A 21883-nucleotide genomic window follows, 5' to 3' on the forward strand; every position below is an offset into this window, starting at 1 on the left:
CATGGCCGGCCCGTTGATCTCCCTGTCCGGGGTGCGCCGCGAGTTCCCCGCGGGCGACCAGACGATTGCCGTCCTGAAGGACATCAACCTCACGATCGAAGCCGGCGAGATGGTCGCCATCGTGGGCGCGTCCGGCTCGGGCAAGTCCACGCTGATGAACATCCTGGGCTGCCTGGACCGCCCCACGGTCGGCGACTACAAGGTCGATGGCCGCAGCACCGGCGAGCTGGATCCGGACGAGTTGGCCGAGCTGCGCCGGGAGCACTTCGGCTTCATTTTCCAGCGATACCACCTGCTGGCCGACCTGAGCGCGCAGGGCAACGTGGAGGTGCCGGCAGTCTATGCGGGCAAGCGCCGCGAGGCCCGGCTGGAGCGCGCCTCGGCCCTGCTGGCGCGGCTTGGCCTGGCCGACCGGTCCGGGCACCGGCCCGGCCAGCTCTCCGGGGGCCAGCAGCAGCGTGTGAGCATCGCGCGGGCGCTGATGAACGGCGGGGACATCATCCTGGCCGACGAGCCCACCGGCGCGCTGGACACGCATACCGGGCAGGAGGTGCTGCGCATCCTGGAGGAGCTGAACGCGGCCGGGCACACCATCATCATCGTCACGCACGACATGAATGTGGCGCGCCATGCCCAGCGCATCATCGAGATCAGCGACGGCGAGATCGTCGCCGACAAGCGCAATCCGGAAGCGCCGCGGCACCAGGCCGCGCGGGACGAGGCGCCGGCGCTGGCCCAGCGGCCGGCCTGGCAGGCCTATCTGGACCGTTGCGGCGAGGCGCTGCGCATGGCGCTGCTGGCCATGAACGCGCACCGGCTGCGCACGTCGCTGACGATGCTGGGCATCATCATCGGCATCGCCGCCGTGGTGTCGGTGGTGGCGCTGGGCGAGGGCTCGCGGCGCAAGATCCTGGAGGACATCAGCGCGATCGGCACCAATACGGTGGAGGTCTTTCCGGGCAAGGATTTCGGCGATGAGAAGGCGGTCAATATCCGCACCCTGGTGCCGGCCGACGCGGATGCGCTGGCGCGCGAGTCCTATGTGGACAGCGTGACGCCGGAGGTGGCGACCAGCAATACGCTGCGCTATCGCAATGTGTCGGTGAACGGATCGATCCAGGGGGTGGGGGAACAGTATTTCCGCGTGCGTGCGATCAAGCTGGCGGAAGGCAAATTCTTTGACGAGACCAGCGTGGCCCGCCGCGCGCAGGAGGTGGTGATCGACGAGGGCACGCGCCGCAAGCTGTTCGGCTCGCACACCGAACCCATCGGGCAGGTGGTGTTCCTGGGTTCGATGCCGGCGCGCGTGATCGGGGTGACGCAGAAGAAAGACACGGTCTTTGGCAACAATGATTCGCTGAACGTGTGGATTCCCTATACGACGGCGCTGTCGCGCGTGCTGGGCCAGCAGCACCTCAAGAGCATCACGGTGCGGGTCAGCGACGCCACGCCGCCCGCGGCGGCGGAGCAGGCGATCGTGCGCGTGCTGACGCGGCGCCACGTGGTGAAGGACTTTTTTGTGTTCAACACGGACGCGGTGCGCAAGACGATCGAGCGCACGACGGCCACGATGACGCTGCTGGTTTCGCTGATCGCGCTGATTTCGCTGATGGTGGGCGGCATCGGGGTGATGAACATCATGCTGGTGTCGGTGACCGAGCGCACGCGCGAGATCGGGGTGCGCATGGCGGTGGGCGCGCGCCGCAGCGACATCATGCAGCAGTTTCTGATCGAGGCGGTGCTGGTGTGCCTGATCGGGGGCGCGGTGGGCATTCTGTTGTCGCTGGGCCTGGGGGTGCTGGTGAGCAAGGCGACGGGCGGCTCGTTCCAGATGATCTATTCCACGGCATCGATGGTGGCGGCGTTTACGTGCTCGACGCTGATCGGTGTGATTTTTGGCTATCTGCCGGCGCGCAATGCGGCGCGCCTGGATCCCGTCGAGGCGCTGGCCCGGGAATGAGGACGATGAAAGCAGTTTTCCCTATGTGCAAACCGGCCGTTCTGGCGCTGCTGCTGGCGCTGGGCGGTTGCGGCGGTCTGCTGCGCACGGATTATGAGCCGCCGGCCGCGAATGTGCCGGCGGCCTGGACCCATGCCGGCGCGGACCCGGACACGGGCGCGCAGGCGATGTTGTTCGAAGGGGGCGCGTGGTGGCGCAATTTCAATGACCCGGTGCTCAATGGGCTGGTCGAGACGGCGCTGGCGCGCAATAACGACCTGGCGGCCGCGGCGATCCGCGTGCGACGGGCCCAGTATCAGGCGGGGCTGGCCGATGACCAGCTGATGCCGCAGTTCGGCGGCGACGCGAATGTTTCGCGCATCCGCAATCTTTATGGCGATCGCGCCATTACGCGCGCGAATTCGGCGGAGCTGACGGTCAGCTACCAGGTGGACCTGTGGGGCAAGCTGGCGCGCCAGCGGGATGCGGCGCAGTGGGAGGCGCTGGCGACGGAGCAGGACCGGCAGAGCGCCGCGCTGTCGCTGGTGGGGACGACGGCGACGCTGTATTGGCAGACGGCGTTCATCAATCAGCGCATTGCGAGCAGTGAGGAAAGCATTGCCTATGCGCGCCGCACGCAGGAGCTGGTGCGGGCGCAGTATGCGGCGGGCGGGGCGTCGGCGCTGGAGCTGGCGGAGGCCGAGCAGACGGTGGCGAGCCAGCAGGCGGCGCATGCGCTGCTGGTGCAGCAGCGCGTGGAGTATACGAATGCGCTGGCGATTCTTTTCGACGGTCCGCCGGACCGGATTATGGCCGATCCGGCCCGCCTGCCGTCCAGCGCGTTGCCGCAGGCCCGCGCGGGCGTGCCGGCGGAGCTGCTGGGGCGGCGGCCGGACCTACGCGCGGCGGAGCTGCGGCTGCGGGAGTCGCTGGCGACGGTGGATGCGACGCGCGCAAGCTTTTATCCGCCGGTGACGCTGACCGGGGCGCTGGGCAGTTCGAGCCCGACGCTGTCGGAGGTGCTGCAAAATCCCATTGCGACGTTGGGGGCGGGGCTGACGCTGCCGTTTCTGCAATGGAACCAGATGCAGCTCAACATCAAGATCTCCAAGGCGGATTACGAGGAGCGGGTGGTGAGCTTCCGGCAGTCGCTGTATCAGGCGATGGCGGATGTGGAGAATGCGCTGTCGAACCGCACGCAGTTGGCGCGGCGGGCCGAGCAGCTGGACCTGTCTTTGCGGTCGGCGCGCGAGGCGGAGCGGTTGTACGAGGTTCGATACCGGGCGGGGGCCGTGCCGTTGCGGGATTGGCTGGATGCGCAGGAACGGCGCAGGACGGCGGAAGTTGCCAGCGACGAGAACATGTTGAACCGGTTGGTGAATCAGGTGACGGTTTATCAGGCGCTTGGCGGGGATGATGTGGATGTCGCGGCTTCGGGGGATGTGAGTTCTTAGGGCGTATGGTGCGGCGGGCGGCTTTGGTTGCTTGAGGGTAGGTTCTATTTTCTATTGACGCCCGGCGCGGCGCGGGCCTGGGGCGGGCGGGGCTCCGGTTGCGGTCCGGAGCCTTCGCTCCGGACTGCCCCGCGCTCATCCTCGTTGCCGCCTCCGGCGGCTGCCTTCGGATTCCGCCGGGCGCACCTAAACGCCCCGCCCACCCCAGGCCCGCGCCACACCGGGCTCGGGCGGCTGGATCTTGCCGGGCGCTGGGACGGGTGGGGTTCTTGAGGTTCTTGCGGGCGCCGGGTGGGCTTTGGAGCGTCTTGCGGGGCCCGCCCCCGGCCGGCCGCGCGGGCGGCCTTGGGGGGCTTACGCGGTGTCTGGCGTCGTGGCGGTGACGCTTCGCGTGTGGGCTGCGCAGGGGGGGCGGGCGTTTAGGTTGTCACGATCACGTCCGGCGTGCCTGACGCCACCTTCAGCACGGTTTGCGATGCGACGACGGGCGCCGCTGGGGCTTGCGTGCCGTCGAGCGGCTTGAGCTTGTTGAAGACGCAGCGCAGTTCGGTCTCGGTCAACGTCACGACGGCGTAGCCCTGTGCGTCGGTGTCGATGTGGCGCATCCAGTTTGCGTTGAACTGCCGCAGCGTGTCGTTGAACGCGTTCTGGATCTTGCCCGCCGTCTCGCCGTAGATCAGCGGCTTGGCGGCCGCGAAGCTTGGGTCGGTGTCGACGACATTCTTGAAGTAGCTGAAGAAGGAGTTGCTGGAGATGCCGGCTGTCACCAGGTCCACCATCACGGGCTGGGGGGTGGCGGCGTCGTAGTCGTCCATCACGGGGCCGGCGAAGAAGGCGTGGATGTCGCCCGTCAGCGCGACGAGGTTGCGCACGCCGGTGTCGCGCACGAAGGCCATGAGGTGCTTGCGCTCGGCGTTGTAGCCGTCCCATTGGTCGGCGTTCAGCAGGTATTCGTTCAGCAGCAGCGACGGCGGCAACTGGGCGTCCAGCAGGGGTTTGATCTGTGCGGCGAAGGCGGCGGGGGGAATGCCGGCCTGTATGTCCAGCAGGCCCGACAGCATGGGATACGCCGTGACGGGTTTGCCGCTGGTGTGGTCGGCGGCCGTGAGGTCCTGCGCCAGCGCGGCGGCCATGGCCGTGACCAGGGGGGCCAGCGCGGATTGCGCGGCGGCCAGGCCCTGGGCCAGCAGGCCGGAGACGGCCTGGGTGCCGTTGAACTGCATGCGCAGCAGCGAGACTTCATTTCCCCAGAGGTTCCATGACGTGGTGCTGGCGCCCAGTTGGGCCTTCCACCAGTCGCGCTGGGTGTCGCCCAGGATCGAGACGGGCGTCAACTGGCCGCCGGCGTTGGTCATTTTCAAGGTCTCGACTTGCGACAGCAGGCTTTTGGGCACGAAGTAGCGGCTGCCGATTTCGCTTCCCACTTGTTGTTCGGGAATGACGTGGTCGGTTCGGTACAGGCGTTCGTCCGTCATGAGCAGGGTGGCGAGGCTGCCGAAGCGGAAGGCGCGATAGATCTGGATGTTCTGGAATGACGGGTTGGTCAGGTCCAGCGACACATCGGCCGGCATGAATTCGAACCAGGCCTGGCTGGCGCCGCGGCGGCGCGATGTGATGGGCGTTTCGTCGTCGGCGACGCCGTAGGTCTGGTGGTCCTGCCAGCAGTCGTCCGAGAATTCGTGGTCGTCCCAGATGGCGATGACGGGGAATCGCGCGTGCAGGGCTTGCAGCCGGGGGTCGGAGCGGTAGCTGCGGTACAGGCTGCGGTAGTCGGCGAGGGTGGTGGCGTAGATGGCGCCGTCGGCCCGCGCGGTGCCGTCGGGTAGCGACAGCGGCGCGTGGGCGCCTTCCACGCCGCCGGTCTGGAAGCCCGCCTTGACGGTTTCGTAGATGTAATCGCCCAGGTGCACCACGAAATCCAGGTCCTGTGCGGCGAGGTCGTCGAAGGCCGCCCAGTGGTTCACGCTCCAGTCCTGGCACGAAATGAAGGCGAACTTCAGTTGCAACACGGCGGCGTTCTCGGCGGGCGCGGTGCGCGTCCGGCCGATGGGGCTGGTGCTGCCGCCGGCCACGAAGCGGTAGTAGTAGTTGCTTGCCGGGTCCAGGCCCGTGACTTTGTGGCGCACGGTGTGGTCCCAATCCGGTTCGGCGCTGATCGAGGCGTCGACCAGGAGTTGGGTGAAGGATGCGTCGCGGGCCAGTTGCACGCGCACGGGCACGGCCGCGCCATCGTCTCCCAGCACCCGCGTCCACAGGATGATGCTGTCGGGCCGCGGGTCGCCGGAGGCGACGCCTTGCGGGTACTGGAAGCGTGCCGGGGCGCCGCCGCCCTCGTTGCCGCCGTCGCCACCGCCATTGTCGTCATCGTCGTCGTTGCTGCCGTTACAGCCGGCCAGGCCGGCGGTGGCGGCGGAGACGGTCAGGAAGCTGCCCCATTTAAGGAATTTTCTGCGGTCCATGGTGATTACTACGCCCTGTCGGACGATGCCGGCGCGCGGCACCTGATTGGTGGGGAGCGGGCGTGAGGACGGTTCGCGCCGTCGCCAGCCCGCGGCGGCGTATTACCCCATCCGGGCGTTACGTGGGAGTGACAGGATGCGGCGCACGCGATCGGAAGCCCGGCGGATCGCGGCGCCGGTGGAATGTCGCGTATATCGCCAGGCGGGCAGGGTCCGCGCCTGCAATAAAATCCCGTTCATGAACTCGCCCGAACCGCTTCCTGAACCCGCCGACCTCGACCGGCGCTTCGGCGCCCTTTCGCGCCTGTACGGTCCCGAGGCGCCCGCCCGCATCCGCAATGCCCACGTGGCCGTCGCCGGTCTGGGGGGCGTGGGCTCGTGGACCGTCGAGGCGCTGGCGCGCTGCGGTGTTGGGGCGTTGACGCTGATCGACCTGGATCACATTGCCGAATCCAACGTCAACCGGCAGATCCACGCGCTGACGTCCACCCTGGGGCAGTCGAAGGTGGATGCGATGGCCGAGCGGGTGCTGGCCATCAATCCGGAATGCCGGATCACGCGGGTGGATGATTTCGTGTCGCCCGAGAATGTGGGCGACGTGCTGCCGGGGCCGTATACCGTCATCATCGACTGCACCGATCAGGCCGCCGCCAAGATTGCGATGATCCTGCATGCGCGCACGCTGGGCGTGCCGATGCTGTTGTGCGGCGGGGCGGGGGGAAAGACGGATCCGCTGGCCCTGCGGGCGGGGGATCTGTCCGGGGCGGTCAATGATGCGCTGCTTGCCAAGCTGCGCAACAAGCTGCGGCGCGAACACGGGTTTCCGCGGGCGTCCAACAAGAATGGCAAGGCGCTCAAGCGCGTGCCCAAGATGGGCGTGCATGCCTTGTGGTTCGACCAGCCGGCGATCCTGCCCGACGCGTGGACCCGGCCGTTCGAGGGCGAGGACGACATGGGGGCGTCGGGGCTGACGCTGGCGCCGCAGGGGCTGTCGTGCGCGGGCTATGGGTCGGTGGTTACCGTGACCGCCGCCATGGGCATGGCGGCGGCCAACGAGGCGTTGCGCCTGGCGGTCTGAAGGCGGCCAGGCGCGCGCCCTTACATCGCCACGAACACGACGCCGTCCTCGATGCGGACGGGGTAGGTCGCGATGTTGTCGCGCAGCGGCGAGCACAGGGCGCGGCCGTCGCGCACGTCGAAGCGGCCCTGGTGCAGCGGGCATTCGATTTCGTGGCCTGTCAAAAAGCCATCGCACAGCCTGGCGTTGCCGTGCGTACAGAGGTTGTCGGTGGCGTAGACCTCGCCGTCCACGCCGTACAGCGCGATCTCGCGCCCGCCGGCCTGCACGGCGATGACGTCATCTTCGGGGACGTCGTCGCGTCCGATGGCCTTGATCCATTGCACAGTCATTGCGTCGTCTCCTGGTTCAGATGGGGTAGATCAGCGAGTTCGGAATCAGTTCGCTGTCGAAGATGCACAGCCGCGACTGGAATTTCAGGCCGTCCGGCGTCTGGCGGATCACGTCCAGGTAGCGCCCCACGTTGAAGACGGTGGTGAGCTGGCTGGGTTTGGTGCGGAATACGGCGTAGTTGGCCTCGGCTTCGATGCGCCCGTCCTGCACCAGGAGCACGCGCGGCGCGCCCACGACGTGGCGCTGGTAGTAGGGGTCGTGGAAGATCGTTTCGGTGGCGCCGTAGATGCGGTCCTTGAGCATGCCGCGGCTTTCGAATGCCATGGTCGCGAGGGGAAAGCCGCGTTCGTAGTTCTCGCGCGGCAGCACTTTGTAGATGCAGTCCTCCACGAAGAAGTCCGGCCACTTTTCCCATTCGCCGGCGTCCAGGGCGGCGGCATAGTCGCTGTACAGGCGGGACAGCTGGTAATAGAGCGGAAAGTCCAGCATGTCAGGCCTCCATCACGCGGCGCCAGTACGCGTACATGCCGCGTATCAGCGTTTCGGTGACCATGTGGTCGGTGTTCTCGGCGGTCTTGCCGCCCAGTTCCGCGACGCTGCGGTGCCACGGTTTCTGTTCGAAGCCGGATTGCGAAAACTCGATGACTTCGCCGTCGTCGGCCGACACGAAGCCCGCGGGGCCGAACAGGTTGGCCTGGCGCAGGCGGCGCTGCGTCATTTCGGGGGTGTCGTCCGCAAAACCGAAATGGGTCCAGACAAAGTCGAAGGCGTCGTGGCCCACGGGCTGGATGTGGCGGGTGGACAGGGAATTGACCTGCTGCTGGATGATGACGCTGGGAAACAGGGTCATCAGCACCGCGGTCGGGCCGTTCCACCAGGGCTCCGGCACGATGTCGAGGAAGCGGTCGTCGTGCAGCGACATCTGTTCCTTGAAGCTGGACACGCCGCTGGTGACGGTGCTTTTGCCGCCCTGGCCGCGCGTGGAGATCATGGCGGCGTGGCGGAAATGCCGGTCCATCTTCAGTTCGGACCGGTTGTCCGCGCGCCACAGCCCGAAGGTCACGAACCAGGTGTGCAACAGGCCGGGGTGGTAGGGGTCCTTGATGTTCTCCTGCATCAGCTTCCAGTTGCCCGGAATGCGCTGGCGGCTGTAGCCGTGGATCACCAGCTGGCGGCCGTCGAAGACGCGGTCGAAGTAGTGCAGGATGTCCGGGCCCAGGTAGTCTTCCAGCGGCTCGACGTCGTGGTCGAAGGAGGCGAAGACCACGCCGTTGCGGCAGGCCACCGCCAGCTTGGTGAGTCCGTGCTCCTCGGGCTTGAAGTCGGGCGGCATGCCGCCGTTCACCTTGCCGTCCTGCTTGACGCCGCGGCGGAAGGGCACGCCGATCAGGTTGCCCTGCAGGTCGTAGTTCCACTGGTGATAGGGGCAGACGAATTCGCTGCGGTTGCCGGCGCGCTCGCGGCAGAACTGCACGCCGCGATGGGCGCAGACGTTCTCCACGACGCGGACCTGGCCGTCGTTGTCGCGCAGCAGGATGACGGACCGCTCGCCCACCACCGTGCGCTTGAAGTCGCCGGGCTGGGGGATTTCGGCCTCCAGGCCCACGTAGCTCCAGTGGCCCCGGTAGAAAAAGCGCTCCAGCTCCCGCTGGTGCAGCGCGGCGTCGGTATAGACGCCGAAGGGGATGCGATGGGAGCCGTCGCCCTGCCAGGGCGGGACGATATGGATGGGATGCTCGGGGGCGTTCATGGACGGCCCCTTTTACAGGGCGTGGCGATGCGTTGCGGGCAGGCGCGCATGGTGTGTCTCCATTTTCCATCGGGCCGCGTGGCGGCCGGGCAGAGCCTTGCGCGACATGGGCGCAGGCGTTTGTCGCATCATCGGGCAGCGCATCAAATTAATAAATAGAATCTGGCTAATTACATAAATCACCAGAATCAATATTGGTGCCGGTGGAGACAAGCGCATGAACCTGAAAGACGTGGATCTGAATCTGCTCGTCGTCTTCAATGAGTTGCACAAGCATCGACGGGTGTCGGCGGCCGCCGAAAGCCTGGGCATCTCGCAGCCCGGGGTCAGCAACGCGCTGGGCCGGCTGCGCAAGCTGCTGGGCGACGAGCTGTTCCTGCGGACCTCGCGCGGGATGGTGCCCACGCCGTATGCCGAGAGCCTGGCCCCGCCCATCGCCGATGCGCTCGGCGCGCTGCACGGCACGCTGAATGCGCGCGTGGCGTTCGACCCGGCGCGCAGCGAACGCGCTTTCGTGATCGGCGTGAACGACGTGGGCGAGACCTACTTCCTGCCCCGGTTGATGCGGGCGCTGGACCAGGTGGCGCCCGGCGTCACCATCCGCACCGTACGCACGACCTCGATCGACGTGCGCGATGAAATGGAACGCGGCCGCATGGATCTGGCCATGGGCTTCCTGCCGGGGCTCAAGGGCGGCTTCTTCCAGCGCCGGCTGTTCCGCCAACCCTACGTCTGCATCTTCCGCCAGGACCATCCGCTGGCGCGCTCCGGCGTGTCGGCCCGCCAGTTCCGGGCGGCCGAGCACGTGGCCATCGTGTCCGAGGGCACGGGCCATGGGGTGGTGGACGAAGTGATCGAACGCGCCGGCATCCGCCGCCGCCTGCGGCTGACGGTGCCGCATTTCATGGCGGTGGGGCCGGTGCTGCAGGCCACCGACATGATCGCGGTGGTGCCGCAGCGCTTTGCCGACTGCGCCTGCGGGCCGTTCGGGCTGGCGGCGGCGCCCTGTCCGGTAAAGATCCCGGAATCCGTGATCAACGTGTTCTGGCACGCCCGGAATCATCGCGAGGCCGCGAACCAGTGGCTGCGCCAGGTCGTCGTGGACGTGTTTGCGGAGTGAGGCGTGCGCAGCGGGCGCGTGCAGCGGCGCGTGCAACAGGCGTCCTGCAATCCCGCCCTAAGCTTCCCGGAACGTCACCGTGAACCACCCGCGCAGCGCATTCGACAGCCGGATCTCGTCGGCGGCGTGCAGGTCCGCCAGCGTCAGCACGCGTTCCTTGGCCTTGCCGGCTTCCAGCAGATGCGCGCGCTGCACGCCCGGCAGGCAGCCGCTGTCCACGGGCGGGGTGTACCAGGCGTCGCCCAGGCGCAGATAGATGTTGCTGCGGCTGCCTTCGCAGAGTTCGCCGCGTTCGTTCAGGTAGACCAGGTCGAAGATGTGCGGATGCGCGGGCAGCCATTCGATGGTCTTGGTGTACCAGGGCCGATGCGTGGTCTTGTAGCGCAGCAGCGGCTCCGATGACCGCAGCGCCTCGGGCGCGAGCATGATTTCCTGATGCGCGGGCAGCGGGGGGAGGACGGCGGTCTGGATGTGGCGGCTGCCGTCGCGCGCGACCAGCAGGCGCAGGCGGTGCGGACCGGGCGTGCCCAGGGCCGTCACCGCGACCAGGATGTCGCCTTCGACGTCGCGTCCGCCCCAGACGTAACCCAGCGCCTTGCAGGAGGCTTCGAGGCGGTGGAGGTGGCGCGCCAGCAGAGGCACGTTGCCGGAGGCTTCCACCAGGATGGTCTCGATCAATTCGGGCTGCATGGGACTCTCCTGGAACATGGCGGGCGCGGGCCGCGCTCTATGCTACTACCGGTGGCGGGGTTTGCGGCTCAGGCGCGCAGGATGCGGGCCTTCCAGTGGCATTCCTGCCATTCGCCGGCGGGGTCCGAATCGTAGACGATGCCGCCGCCCACGCTGTAGACCCCGTGGCCGTCCCGGTCCAGGACCAGGGTGCGGATCGCGACGTTGAGCGAGAAGTCCCCATCCGGGGCCAGCCAGCCGATGCTGCCGCAATACAGGCCGCGCGGGGCGGCTTCCATCTGCCGGATGCGGCGCATGGCGGCCACTTTGGGGGCGCCGGTGATGGAGCCGCAGGGAAACAGGGCGTGCAGCACGTCCGACAGCGTCGCGTGCGGGGCCGTCGCCGATACGGTGGACGTCATGGTCCAGACCGTGGGGTAGCGCTCCAGCGAAAACAGCGCATCCACCTTGACCGATCCGGGTTCGGCCAGGCGCCCGAGGTCGTTGCGCAGCAGGTCGACGATCATCAGGTTTTCGGCGCGGTTCTTGTCGCTGGCCAGCAGTTCGCGGCCCAGGCGTTCGTCCTCGGCCGGGTCGGGGTGGCGCGGCGCGGTCCCCTTCATGGGCCGGGTCGTCAGCCGGGCGCCGTCGCGCCGCACGAACAGCTCGGGCGAAAACGACAGCACCGTGCGGTCGCCGTCCTGGATGAAGGCGCCGTGCGCGACCGGATTGCGCGCGGCGATGCGGCGGTAAAGCGTGGCCGGATCGCCCTGGAACTGCACGTCCAGCGGCTGCGTGAAATTGACCTGGTACAGCTCGCCGTCGCGGATGAGGCCGCGGATGGCGTCGATCTGGCGCACGTAGGCCGCCTCGGTCATGCGCGGCGCGGGCAGGCTGATGGACGCGGGCGGGGCGTCCGCGTCCGGCGCGGCCCACGGCGCCTCGTCGATCTTGCGCTCGAACACCAGCGCGGTCAGGCGGGGGCGGCCGTCTTCGCGGGGCGGGGTCCACGGGCCGGCCGGCGCGGGCCGGGTGGCTTCGGGCAGCAGCCATTCGCCCAGCTCGTAGTCCAGCAGCAGAGCGATCCAGCGCCCCTGCCGGCGCGCGGCCTCGATGGCAGCCAGCGCCGGGCCGACCTCGGCGGCGGCGCGCGCCTCGATCCGGGAGCGCAAGCCGTCCAGCCGCAACGCGCGGCCGGCCAGCCGGTCTTCAAAACGACAATCCATGATGCGTTAGCGCTGTTGTTGCGCGAGGAACTCCGTCAGGACCCGGCCGGTATGGGAATGGCCGGCCAGCGTCATCACGTGCTCGGGGGAGCCTTCGCCCACCAGTTGCCCGCCGCCCGTGCCGCCTTCGGGGCCCAGGTCCAGCAGCCAGTCGGCTTCGGCGATGACGTCCAGGTTGTGCTCGATCACCACCACGGTGTTGCCCGCCTCGACCAGGCGGTGCAGCACGTGGATCAGCTTTTCGACGTCGGCCATCGACAGGCCCACGGTCGGCTCATCCAGCACGTACAGCGTGTGCGGGATGCGCGAGGCGCGGCCGGTCTTGATCAGGCCGTCGGTCAGGCGCGCCTTGGACAGCTCGGTCACCAGCTTGATGCGCTGCGCCTCGCCGCCCGACAGGGTGGGAGAAGGCTGGCCCAGCGTCAGGTAGCCCAGGCCCACGTCCTGCATCAGTTGCAGCGGCCGGTGGATCTTGGGATGGGCGGCGAAGTAGCCGATGGCGTCGTCCACTTCCATGGACAGCAGCTCGCCGGCGTTCTTGCCGCGCATCTGCACGCTGAGCGTGTCGTTGTTGAAGCGCGCGCCGTTGCAGGCATCGCACGGCACTTTGACGTCGGGCAAGAAGTTCATTTCGATGGTGCGCATGCCCTGGCCTTCGCAGATGGGGCAGCGGCCGTCGCCGGTATTGAACGAGAAGCGCGCCGCGGTCCAGCCGCGCATGCGGGCCTCGCGGGTGTCGGCGAACTGCTTGCGCACGTCGTCCCAGAAGCCCACGTAGGTGGCCGGACACGAGCGCGGGGTCTTGCCGATGGGGGTCTGGTCGACTTCCAGCACGCGGTCGATCGCTTCCCAGCCGGTGATGCTGTCGCAGCCCGCCCATCCCGGCGCCTTGCCCTGCGAGACGGCCTGGGTCAGGTTGTCCAGCAGCACTTCGCGCGCCAGGGTGGATTTGCCCGACCCGGACACGCCGGTGACGACGCTCAAGCGGCCGACGGGAATGCGCGCGTTGACGCTGCGCAGGTTGTGCAGGCGCGCGCCGCGGATCTCGATCATGGGCGTGTCGGCCTCGACCGGACGGCGGCCTTGCAGGGGATGCGCCAGCGGCGTCTTGAGGTAGCGGCCGGTGACGGATTCGGGCGAATCGATCACGTCCTGCACCGTGCCCTGCGCCACCACGCGGCCGCCGCGGATGCCCGCGCCCGGCCCGATGTCGATGACGTGGGACGCGCGGCGGATGGTGTCGTCGTCGTGTTCCACGACCACCAGCGTGTTGCCGTTGCCTTCCAGGCGCGCCAGCGCGTCCAGCAGGATGCGGTTGTCGCGCGGGTGCAAGCCGATGGTGGGCTCGTCCAGCACATAGCAGACGCCCTGCAGGTTGGAGCCAAGCTGCGCGGCCAGCCGGATGCGCTGCGCCTCGCCGCCGGACAGCGTGGGGGCGGCGCGGTCCAGCGCCAGGTAGTTCAGGCCCACTTCCTGCATGAAGTTCAGGCGGCCGCGGATCTCGGCCAGGATGTCGCGGGCGATCTCGCCTTCGCGGCCGCGCGCCACCAGGCCGGTGAAGAAGGTGTGCGCATCGGACACGGGCAGCGAGGCCAGTTCGGCGATCGACTTGTCGCGCCAGCGCACGGCGCGCGCCACGCGGTTCAGCCGCTGACCGTCGCACTGCGTGCAGGTCTTGGCTTCGCCTTCGTACCACGCGTTCCAGGCGGTTTCCTCGCCGGTCTGTTCTTCGTCAAAGCCCTGCAGTTGCAGGCCGGTGCCGTAGCAGCCCGTGCACCAGCCATGTTTGGAGTTGTACGAGAAGAGGCGCGGATCGGGTTCGGGAAAGCTTGTGCCGCACGACGGGCACGCGCGCTTGACCGAGAAATGCTGCTGCTGCAGTTCGCTGTTCAGCGCCTCGTGCAGCTTGTTCACCGGCCAGACCACCGACATCACGCCCTGGCCGTTTTCCAGCGCGCTCTTGACGGCCGCGCGCAGCTCGGCTTCGTTGGCCGGGTCCACCACCACGTCCGCCACGGGCAGTTCGATGGTGTGCTCTTTGTAGCGGTCCAGGCGCGGCCACGGCGCCACGGGAATGAATTCGCCGTCCACGCGCAGGTGGGAATGGCCCTTGGAGCCGGCCCACTTGGCCAGGTCCGTGTAATAGCCCTTGCGCGCGGTGACCAGCGGCGCGAGCAGGCCGATGTGCACGCCCTTGTGCTCGCGCAGCAGGCGCGCCACGATCTGGTCGGTGTTCTGCGGCTCCACCGCCACATTGCAGTCGGGGCAGTATTGCGTGCCCAGCTTCACATACAGCAGCCGCAGGAAATGGTGGATTTCCGTCATCGTGGCCACGGTCGACTTGCGGCCCCCGCGGCTGGTGCGCTGTTCGATCGCCACGGTGGGCGGGATGCCGAAGATGGCGTCAACATCGGGCTTGCCGGCCGGCTGCACGATGGCGCGGGCGTAGGCGTTCAGCGATTCCAGATAGCGGCGCTGGCCTTCGTTGAACAGGATGTCGAACGCCAGCGTGGACTTGCCCGAGCCCGACACGCCCGTGATGACGGTGAACTTGTCGTGGGGGATCTCGACGCTGATGTTCTTCAGGTTGTGTTCGCGCGCGTTGCGGATTTCGATCGCCATGCTGCCCTGACGGCGTTTGCGCACCAGCGACTGCAGCGGCGTGCCGACGTCCGCGCCCTCGCCGTAATTGGCCTCGGGTTCCGCGATGCGCGCCGTCAGGCCCGCCTGTTCGGCTTCCTGCGCATCGGCGTCGCTGCTGACCACGACGTCGGCCTGTTCGCCGGCGACGGCGTCGGCGGGCAGGATGCTGGTTTCATAGTCGCGCAGCGCGGCGCCCGTGTGCGACTTGGGGTTGTCCATCAAGTCCTGCGGCGTGCCCGTGCCAAGCACCAGGCCGCCGGCGTCGCCGCCTTCCGGACCCAGGTCGATCAGCCAGTCGGCCGCGCGGATCACGTCCAGGTTGTGTTCGATGACGAGCAGCGTGTGGCCCGCGGCCAGCAGCTTGCGGAAAGCGCGCATCAGGCGCGCGACGTCGTCGAAGTGCAGGCCGGTGGTGGGCTCGTCGAACAGGAACAGGCTGCCTTTCTTGGCGACCTTGGCCGTCGAGATGCCGCTGCGCGCGGCCTCGGCCAGGTGGCCGGCCAGTTTGAGGCGCTGCGCCTCGCCGCCCGACAGCGTCGGCACCGGCTGGCCCAGCCGCACGTATTCCAGGCCCACGTCGGCCAGCGGCGCCAGTCCGGTCTGCACGTCGCGCAGGCCCTTGAAGAACTCCAGCGCCTCGCTGACCGTCATTTCCAGCACTTCGTCGATGGACGCGCTCTTGCCCAGGTGCTCGACGCGCACTTCCAGGACCTCGGGGCGGAAGCGCTTGCCGTCGCAATCGGGGCAGCGCAGGTACACGTCGGACAGGAACTGCATTTCCACGTGTTCGAAGCCGGTGCCGCCGCAGGTCGGGCAGCGGCCGTCGCCGCCGTTGAAGCTGAACGTGCCGGCCGTATAGGCGCGCTCACGCGCCAGCGGGGCCTGGGCGAACAGCTTGCGAATGGCGTCGAACGCGCCGACGTAGCTGGCGGGGTTGGAGCGCGCGGTCTTGCCGATGGGCGTCTGGTCCACCATGACCACATCGGCGATCTGTTCCGCGCCCAGCAGGCGGTCGAACGCGCCCGGCGCTTCCGACGGTTTGCCCTTTTGCTTGAGCAGCGCGGGGTACAGCACGTCCTGCACCAGCGTGGACTTGCCGGACCCGGACACGCCGGTCACGCAGACCAGGCGGCCCAGCGGGAGCTCGACCGAGACATTCTTCAGGTTGTGGGCGTTGACGCCTTCCAGCAGCAGGCGCGGCGTGTTGGCCGCCACCGGCATCGGACGCGGCGCTTCCACGCGCATGCGGCCGCCCAAATAGTCGCCCGTCAGCGTGGGCGCCGCGCGCAACTGCGCCGGCGTGCCGTCGAAGACGATGCGGCCGCCGCGTTCGCCGGGGCCGGGGCCGATGTCGATGATGCGGTCCGCGGCCACCATGACTTGCGGATCGTGCTCGACGACCACCAGCGTGTTGCCGGCATTGCGCAGGCGGTGCATGACCTCCACGACGCGGTGCATGTCGCGCGGATGCAGGCCGATCGAGGGCTCGTCCAGCACGAACAGCGTGTTCACCAGCGAGGTGCCCAGCGCGGTGGTCAGGTTGATGCGCTGCACCTCGCCGCCCGACAGCGTGCGGCTCTGGCGGTCCAGCGTCAGGTAGCCCAGGCCCACGTCGCACAGGAACTTCAGGCGCGCGCGCACCTCGGTCATGAGCAGGTCGGTGGCGGCGTCCAGCGCGCCGGAGAAGGACAGCGTGTCGAAGAATTTGCGCACGCGCTCGATGGGCAGCAGCATCACGTCATGGATGGACAGCCCATCCAGGCCATCGAGCTGCTCGCGGCTCCAGGTGGTGCCGACGGGCATGAAGCGCTTGTAGCGGCCATCCTCGGGCGGCAGCACCAAATCGGCCTCGTCCTTGCTGCCCAGGCGCCAGAGCAGGGCGTCGGGCTTCAGGCGCGCGCCGTTGCAGGTGGGGCAGGGCGTGTAGCTGCGGTATTTGGACAGCAGCACGCGCACGTGCATCTTGTAGGCCTTGGTCTCCAGCCAGTCGAAGAAGCGCTGCACGCCATACCACTGGTGCTTCCAGGCGTCGTTGCCGCCCTTCCAGTCGGGCGTGCCGTAGAGCACCCAGCGCTTGTGCTCCTCGCTCATGTCCTTCCAGGGCACGCCCAGCGGCACGCCGGCGCGCGGCGCGTATTTCTGCAGGTCGTCCTGGCACTCCTTGTAGGAGGGCGTCGTCCATGGCTTGATGGCGCCTTCCAGCAGGGTCTTTTTCTCGTCGGGGATGACCAGGCCGAAGTCGATGCCGATCACGCGGCCGAAGCCGCGGCAGGCTTCGCAGGCGCCCAGCGGGGAATTGAACGAGAAGCTGCTGGGCAGGGGATCGGTGTATTCGATGTCGCAGTCGGCGCAGTGCAGGCGGTCGCTGTACTTCCAGAGCTGCGCGTTGCCGCCTTCGGCGTCCATGGCGTAAACCGCGATATGGCCGGCGCCCATGCGCAGCGCCGTGTCCAGGGCTTCCATGACGCGTTCGCGCTCGGTGCCGGCAAAGCGGAAGCGGTCCTGGATGACGTGCAGGATGCGGCGCGCTTCGGTGGCTGCCTTGGCGGCCTTGCCCTTCTTGGCGCCCTTGGCGGGCGCGGCGGCGCGAGGAATGGCGTTTTCCTCGGCATGCACGCGTGTGTAGCCCTGCTGTTCGAGGAAGCCGCGCACTTCGTCTTCGGTGAAGTTGGCGGGCACGGCGATCGGGAAGGTCACGACCAGGCGCGGATCGCCCGCGACGGCGGCGCGCTCGGCCAGCGAGTGGTAGACGGATTCAGGGGTGTCGCGCCGCACCAGCTTGCCGCATCCGCGGCAATACAGGCGCGCGCCGCGCGCAAACAGCAGCTTCAGGTGGTCGTTCAGTTCGGTCATCGTGCCGACCGTGCTGCGCGAGCTGCGCACCGGGTTGGTCTGGTCGATGGCGATGGCCGGCAGGATGCCTTCGATGCGGTCCACCTGCGGCTTGTCCATGCGGTCCAGGAACTGGCGCGCGTAGGGCGAAAAGGTTTCCACATAGCGCCGTTGCCCCTCGGCGTACAGCGTGTCGAAGGCCAGCGAACTTTTTCCGGACCCCGAAACGCCGGTCACGACGACCAGTTCGCCGGTGGCGATGGTCAGGTCCAGGTTCTTGAGATTGTTCTGGCGGGCGCCAACGATGCGGATATGGGAGCTCATGGACGGTATCGTAGCCTGAGGAGGGAGCATGCCGGCGCGGCGACCCATCGCTGGTTCCGGGCGCGTCGATATGGAATAATTGACTATATTGTGAGGCGGCTGTCCATAATGTGGACAAAACCCGTCTCGTTAGCTGTACAAATAAACAGTATCGCAGATTCGTCTGAAAATCGCGCTGAGCGTGTTGCGCATCTGCCGGGCCATCACCTTTATTTGGGGACGTTTGTGCAGGAATCCAAGGTCGCCGGCGCGGCGGCATTCGGAAAGTTCATGGCGGTGCTGCAGGCCGTGGCCGATGCGCCGCAGCCCCCCACGGCCGCCTTGCTGGCGCGCGCCTGCGGCTATCCCCGTCCCACCGTCTACCGCATCCTTGCGGCGCTTGCCGAGCAGGGCATGGTGGCCGAGTCCGGCGGCGCGTATCGCCTGGGGCACCGCCTGATGTCGCTGGCCAGCCGGGCCTGGGGCCAGTTCGACCTGCGCGCGGCGCTGGCGCCGGAGCTCCAGTCGCTGCGCGACCAGACCGGCGAAACCGTCCACCTGGCCGTTCCCGCCGGCCACGAAATGATCTACATCGACAAGCTGGAAAGCCCCGGCTCCGTGCGCATGGTGTCGCGCGTGGGCGCCTCGGTCGCGCTGCATTCCAGCGCGGTGGGCAAGGCCTACCTGGCGGCGCTGGACGAGACCGCGCGCGAGCGCGTGCTGCGCGACCTGCCCCTGCCTGCCCGGATGCCCGCCACCTTGAACAGCCTGCCCGCGTTGCGCGAGGCGCTGGGCGAGGCGGCCGCGCGGGGATACGCTATCGACAACGAAGAAAACGAACCCGGCATCGTCTGCTACGGGGTGGCGCTGTGCGACGCGGCCGGCAGGCCGGTCGCCGGCGTCAGCGTCAGCACGCTGCTGTTCCGCCGGCGCGACGATCCGCAGTCGGCCTATATCGAACCCTTGCTGCGGCTGCGCGACGCCGCCGCGGCCAAACTCGCCGTCCTGCCGGTATCGTCCGGCGGCGCCTGACCGTCAGCCCCAGAGGAAAACCATGACCGCAACTGCTGCTCCCATCGCCTCCAAGCTTGCCGCCCTGCTCGCCGCCCGGGTCGTGCCCGTGCTGCGCTATACCGACGCCGCAACCGCGGCGTATGCGGCCGAAGTCGCGGTCGCGGCGGGCTGCACCACGCTCGAGCTCACCTGGACCATTCCGGGGGTGACGGACCTCGTGCGCGCGCTGCGCGACAAGCACGGCGCGGCGCTACTGCTGGGCGTGGGCACCGTGCTGGACGAGGCCCAGGCGCGCGAAGCGCTGGTGGCGGGCGCGGACTTCCTGGTGTCGCCCGCGCTATCGACCGAAATCGTGGACATGGCGCACGCCGCCGATGCCCTGTGCCTGCTGGGCGCCTTCACGCCCACGGAAGTGCTGGCCGCGCGCCGGGCGGGCGTGGACGTGGTGAAGGTCTTCCCCGCGGACACCGGCGGTCCCCGGCACCTGGCCGCGCTGAAGTCGGTCTTCCCGGACACGATCTTCTGCCCCACGGGCGGCATCACGCAGGAAAACATGGGCACGTACTTCGCGGCCGGCGCCGGCCTGGTCGGCATTGGCAGCAATCTCTACGACAAGGCCGCGTTCGCCGCGCGCGACACCGCCGCGCTGGTGGCCCAGATCACCCGGACCCGCGAGGCCGCCCATGGCTGACTTCGACATCGTTGCGCTGGGCGAGCCGCTGGTCGAGCTGAACCAGACCCACAAGGGCCAGCGCCAGTACCTGCAAGGCTTCGGAGGCGACACCTCCAATGCCGCCATCGCGGCGGCCCGCCAGGGCGCGCGCTGCGCGTACCTGACCCGGGTCGGCAATGACGCCTTCGGCCAGCAGTTCCTGGACCTGTGGCGCACCGAGAACGTCGACACGTCCGGCGTGCAGGTGGACGACGACGCGCACACCGGGCTGTACTTCGTGCAGCACGGGCCGGACGGCCATGCCTTCAGCTATCTGCGGCGCGATTCCGCGGCCAGCCGGATGACGCCGGCCAGCCTGGAAGGCGGGCTGATCGAACGCGCCCGCTTCCTGCACGTTTCCGGCATCAGCATGGCCATCAGCACCAGCGCCTGCGATACGGTCTTCGCCGCCATCGCGCGCGCGCAGGGCGCCGGCGTCCAGGTCAGCCTGGATTCGAACCTGCGGCTGCGCCTGTGGCCGGTGGACCGCGCCCGCGCCATCCTGCGCGAGGCGATGCGCGCGGCGGATCTCTTCCTGCCCAGCATGGACGACATGCAGCACCTGACGGGCAACGACGACCCCGAGCGCACGCTGGACTGGATCCGCGACGGCGGCGCGCCGGGCGTGGTGGTGCTGAAGCTGGGCAAGGACGGCTCCATCATCGACGACGGGCGTACGCGCACGCCCATGCCGGCCCTGCGCGTGCAGGCCGTCGACGCGACAGGGGCGGGCGACTGCTTTGCCGGCAGCCTGCTGGCGCGCCGGTGCCAGGGGGATTCCTGGGAAGAGGCCGTGCGCTATGCCAATACGGCGGCGGCGTTGTCCACGCTGGGCTATGGCGCGGTCGACCCCCTGCCGCGCGCCGAACAGGTGTGGGAACGCCTCAAAACAGGCGGCTGAGCCTCTGGAATTGGGCCGTTGGCGTGCTTTTCAGATTTCAGGCTAAAATGCCAAGTTATCCGAATTTTTTTCCGCCAGCCCATTTTCCGGTTGTGCGGGCCAATTTCCGCGAATTCAACAGGAGAAATCAACATGGCTGAACGCAAACGCGTGCGTCGTAACACCCTGGAACGCCGTTGCCTGGGCAAGGCCTTCAAGCGCTTGTTCGTCAAGTCGCCCAAGGGTGTGTTCAAGATGCTGGAAAAGATCAAGCGCGTCTAATCGACGTGTCTGGCTGGCGGGTCCTTGGGCCGGCTGGCCGAAAAAAAACCGCAGGGCGCGAGCCTTGCGGTTTTTTTTTTGCCTGTGCGGGGGCGCCTTAGCCTTGCGGCGGACCGAGCTTGGGCCGGATGAAATCCATGAAGGCGCGCGTCTTGGCCGGCTGGATGCTGGACGGGTACACCACGTAGATCGAGATCGGGTCCACCGACCAGCCCGGCAGCACGCGCCGGAGCGAATTGCGCTGGATGATGGGTTCCAGCGCCTGGCAATGCGGCATGCGGGTGATGGCCAGGTCCAGGCCGGCCAGCGTGCCCGCGATGCTCATGTTGTTGGCGGCCAGATGGCCCTTGACGGGCACCCGCTGCGAGATGACGCCGTTTTGCAGCGTCCAGTAGGAGTGCGCCTCGTCGATGGTCGTGCGCAGGCACTGATGCTGCGACAGGTCGGCGGCCGTCTGCGGTTCGCCGTGGCGTTCCAGATAGCGGTCGGATGCGTACAGGTGGGTTTCCAGCACCACCAGTTCCTGGACCACCGCGCCTTCGATGGCGCGCAGCGGCGTGCCGCTGCCGCTGCCGGTGTCGGTCGACGCGACCGGATAATCGGCCTCCCGGCCGAAGCGCAGCACCACGTCGAACGGCGTGCCCTGCGCATCCGAGGCGGTCATCATGCTCAGGTCGAATTCGCATTCCACGTCGGGATACTGTTCGAGGAATTCGTTGATGGTTTCGGGCAGCAGCCAGATCGCCAGGCTGAACGGCATGGACACCCGCAGGTTGCCCGACGGGCCGCCCGACAACGACAGGAGCTGCTCGTGCGCCAGGCGGGCTTCGTCGATGAGGCCCTGGCAGCGGCGCATGTAGGCCGCGCCCGCCTCCGTGAGATCGAGCCGGCGCGTGTTGCGGTTGATGAGGCGCAGCCCGATCGCGCGCTCGAGCTCGTTGATCCGGCGCGATAGCGTCGAGGTCGGCATGTCCAGCGCGCGCGCCGCCTGGCTGAAGCTTTTGCGCTTGGCAACCTCCACGAACAGGGCGATGTCATTGAGCTGGACGGGCGAGGCTTCCATAGGCGTTCCGAATTGGGCCGCCCGAGTTTACGCCAGGACGGCGCACGGCCCAATGACCCGCGGCGCGCGGGGCATCGAAAAAGCCGCACGGATTGTCAGATTTGATTGCAAATTCAAATGCCGTGG

At 68.1% G+C, this 21883-nt stretch carries 16 protein-coding genes; 8 read left to right on the forward strand and 8 right to left on the reverse strand.

Features of this window, described 5'->3' with window-relative positions; translation table 11 throughout:
• Nucleotide 1 precedes the first annotated feature (1 nt).
• Both BMW75_RS22175 and BMW75_RS22180 read left to right on the forward strand, forming a co-directional pair.
• Nucleotides 2-1960, forward strand: a complete 1959-nt coding sequence (locus BMW75_RS22175) for a MacB family efflux pump subunit (protein ID WP_092581899.1) — start codon at nt 2-4, stop codon at nt 1958-1960.
• A 5-nt stretch (nt 1961-1965) separates the two neighbouring features.
• Nucleotides 1966-3393, forward strand: coding sequence for an efflux transporter outer membrane subunit (locus tag BMW75_RS22180; RefSeq protein ID WP_092581900.1), 1428 nt, complete (start codon nt 1966-1968; stop codon nt 3391-3393).
• Between the two features lie 419 nt (nt 3394-3812).
• Here the strand turns inward: BMW75_RS22180 and BMW75_RS22185 are convergent, their stop codons facing one another.
• On the reverse strand, nt 3813-5852 hold the full coding sequence (locus BMW75_RS22185; protein ID WP_092581901.1) for an alkaline phosphatase D family protein: 2040 nt from the start codon (nt 5850-5852) through the stop codon (nt 3813-3815).
• Nucleotides 5853-6090: 238 nt separating this feature from the next.
• On the opposite strand from BMW75_RS22185, the gene BMW75_RS22190 reads away from it, so the two are divergent.
• A complete protein-coding gene (locus tag BMW75_RS22190; RefSeq protein ID WP_092581902.1) occupies nt 6091-6930 on the forward strand; it encodes a tRNA threonylcarbamoyladenosine dehydratase in 840 nt (279 codons plus the stop codon).
• A 20-nt stretch (nt 6931-6950) separates the two neighbouring features.
• On the opposite strand, the gene BMW75_RS22195 is transcribed toward BMW75_RS22190, so the two are convergent.
• The 3 genes from BMW75_RS22195 to BMW75_RS22205 are packed head-to-tail and all read right to left on the reverse strand — an operon-like array spanning nt 6951 to nt 9013.
• Complete coding sequence (locus BMW75_RS22195; protein ID WP_076519001.1) at nt 6951-7262, reverse strand: non-heme iron oxygenase ferredoxin subunit; 312 nt, start codon at nt 7260-7262, stop codon at nt 6951-6953.
• 16 nt (nt 7263-7278) lie between these two features.
• A complete protein-coding gene (locus BMW75_RS22200; protein ID WP_076519002.1) occupies nt 7279-7752 on the reverse strand; it encodes an aromatic-ring-hydroxylating dioxygenase subunit beta in 474 nt (157 codons plus the stop codon).
• Nucleotide 7753: 1 nt separating this feature from the next.
• Nucleotides 7754-9013 (reverse strand): aromatic ring-hydroxylating dioxygenase subunit alpha, encoded by a 1260-nt coding sequence (locus BMW75_RS22205; protein WP_092581903.1) that lies wholly within the window; start codon nt 9011-9013, stop codon nt 7754-7756.
• Nucleotides 9014-9230: 217 nt separating this feature from the next.
• On the opposite strand from BMW75_RS22205, the gene BMW75_RS22210 reads away from it, so the two are divergent.
• Complete coding sequence (locus BMW75_RS22210) at nt 9231-10133, forward strand: LysR family transcriptional regulator (protein ID WP_092581904.1); 903 nt, start codon at nt 9231-9233, stop codon at nt 10131-10133.
• Between the two features lie 57 nt (nt 10134-10190).
• On the opposite strand, the gene BMW75_RS22215 is transcribed toward BMW75_RS22210, so the two are convergent.
• From BMW75_RS22215 to uvrA, 3 genes are all read right to left on the reverse strand, one after another.
• Entirely contained in the window at nt 10191-10823 is a 633-nt protein-coding gene (locus BMW75_RS22215) for an aminotransferase class IV family protein (RefSeq protein WP_092581905.1), read from the reverse strand.
• Nucleotides 10824-10891: 68 nt separating this feature from the next.
• Nucleotides 10892-12028, reverse strand: coding sequence for an aminodeoxychorismate synthase component I (locus BMW75_RS22220; protein ID WP_092581906.1), 1137 nt, complete (start codon nt 12026-12028; stop codon nt 10892-10894).
• Between the two features lie 6 nt (nt 12029-12034).
• A complete protein-coding gene (uvrA, locus tag BMW75_RS22225) occupies nt 12035-17827 on the reverse strand; it encodes an excinuclease ABC subunit UvrA (protein WP_092581907.1) in 5793 nt (1930 codons plus the stop codon).
• A gap of 225 nt (nt 17828-18052) precedes the next feature.
• Between uvrA and BMW75_RS22230 the strand changes: the two genes are divergently transcribed.
• From BMW75_RS22230 to BMW75_RS29890, 4 genes are all read left to right on the forward strand, one after another.
• Entirely contained in the window at nt 18053-18838 is a 786-nt protein-coding gene (locus BMW75_RS22230) for an IclR family transcriptional regulator (protein WP_092581972.1), read from the forward strand.
• 22 nt (nt 18839-18860) lie between these two features.
• The gene (locus tag BMW75_RS22235) at nt 18861-19511 is read left to right on the forward strand and encodes a bifunctional 4-hydroxy-2-oxoglutarate aldolase/2-dehydro-3-deoxy-phosphogluconate aldolase (protein ID WP_076519008.1); all 651 of its coding nucleotides are present in this window, start codon (nt 18861-18863) and stop codon (nt 19509-19511) included.
• A complete protein-coding gene (locus BMW75_RS22240; RefSeq protein WP_092581908.1) occupies nt 19504-20433 on the forward strand; it encodes a sugar kinase in 930 nt (309 codons plus the stop codon). Before BMW75_RS22235 ends, BMW75_RS22240 begins: the two co-directional genes overlap by 8 nt.
• Nucleotides 20434-20565: 132 nt before the next feature.
• Nucleotides 20566-20694, forward strand: coding sequence for a hypothetical protein (locus BMW75_RS29890; RefSeq protein WP_006226408.1), 129 nt, complete (start codon nt 20566-20568; stop codon nt 20692-20694).
• Between the two features lie 97 nt (nt 20695-20791).
• Here BMW75_RS29890 and BMW75_RS22250 read toward each other — a convergent pair whose 3' ends face one another.
• Complete coding sequence (locus BMW75_RS22250) at nt 20792-21757, reverse strand: LysR family transcriptional regulator (RefSeq protein WP_092581909.1); 966 nt, start codon at nt 21755-21757, stop codon at nt 20792-20794.
• Nucleotides 21758-21883 lie beyond the last annotated feature (126 nt).

Source organism: Achromobacter sp. NFACC18-2, from assembly GCF_900108985.1.
In the GTDB taxonomy this organism is placed as follows: domain Bacteria; phylum Pseudomonadota; class Gammaproteobacteria; order Burkholderiales; family Burkholderiaceae_B; genus Achromobacter.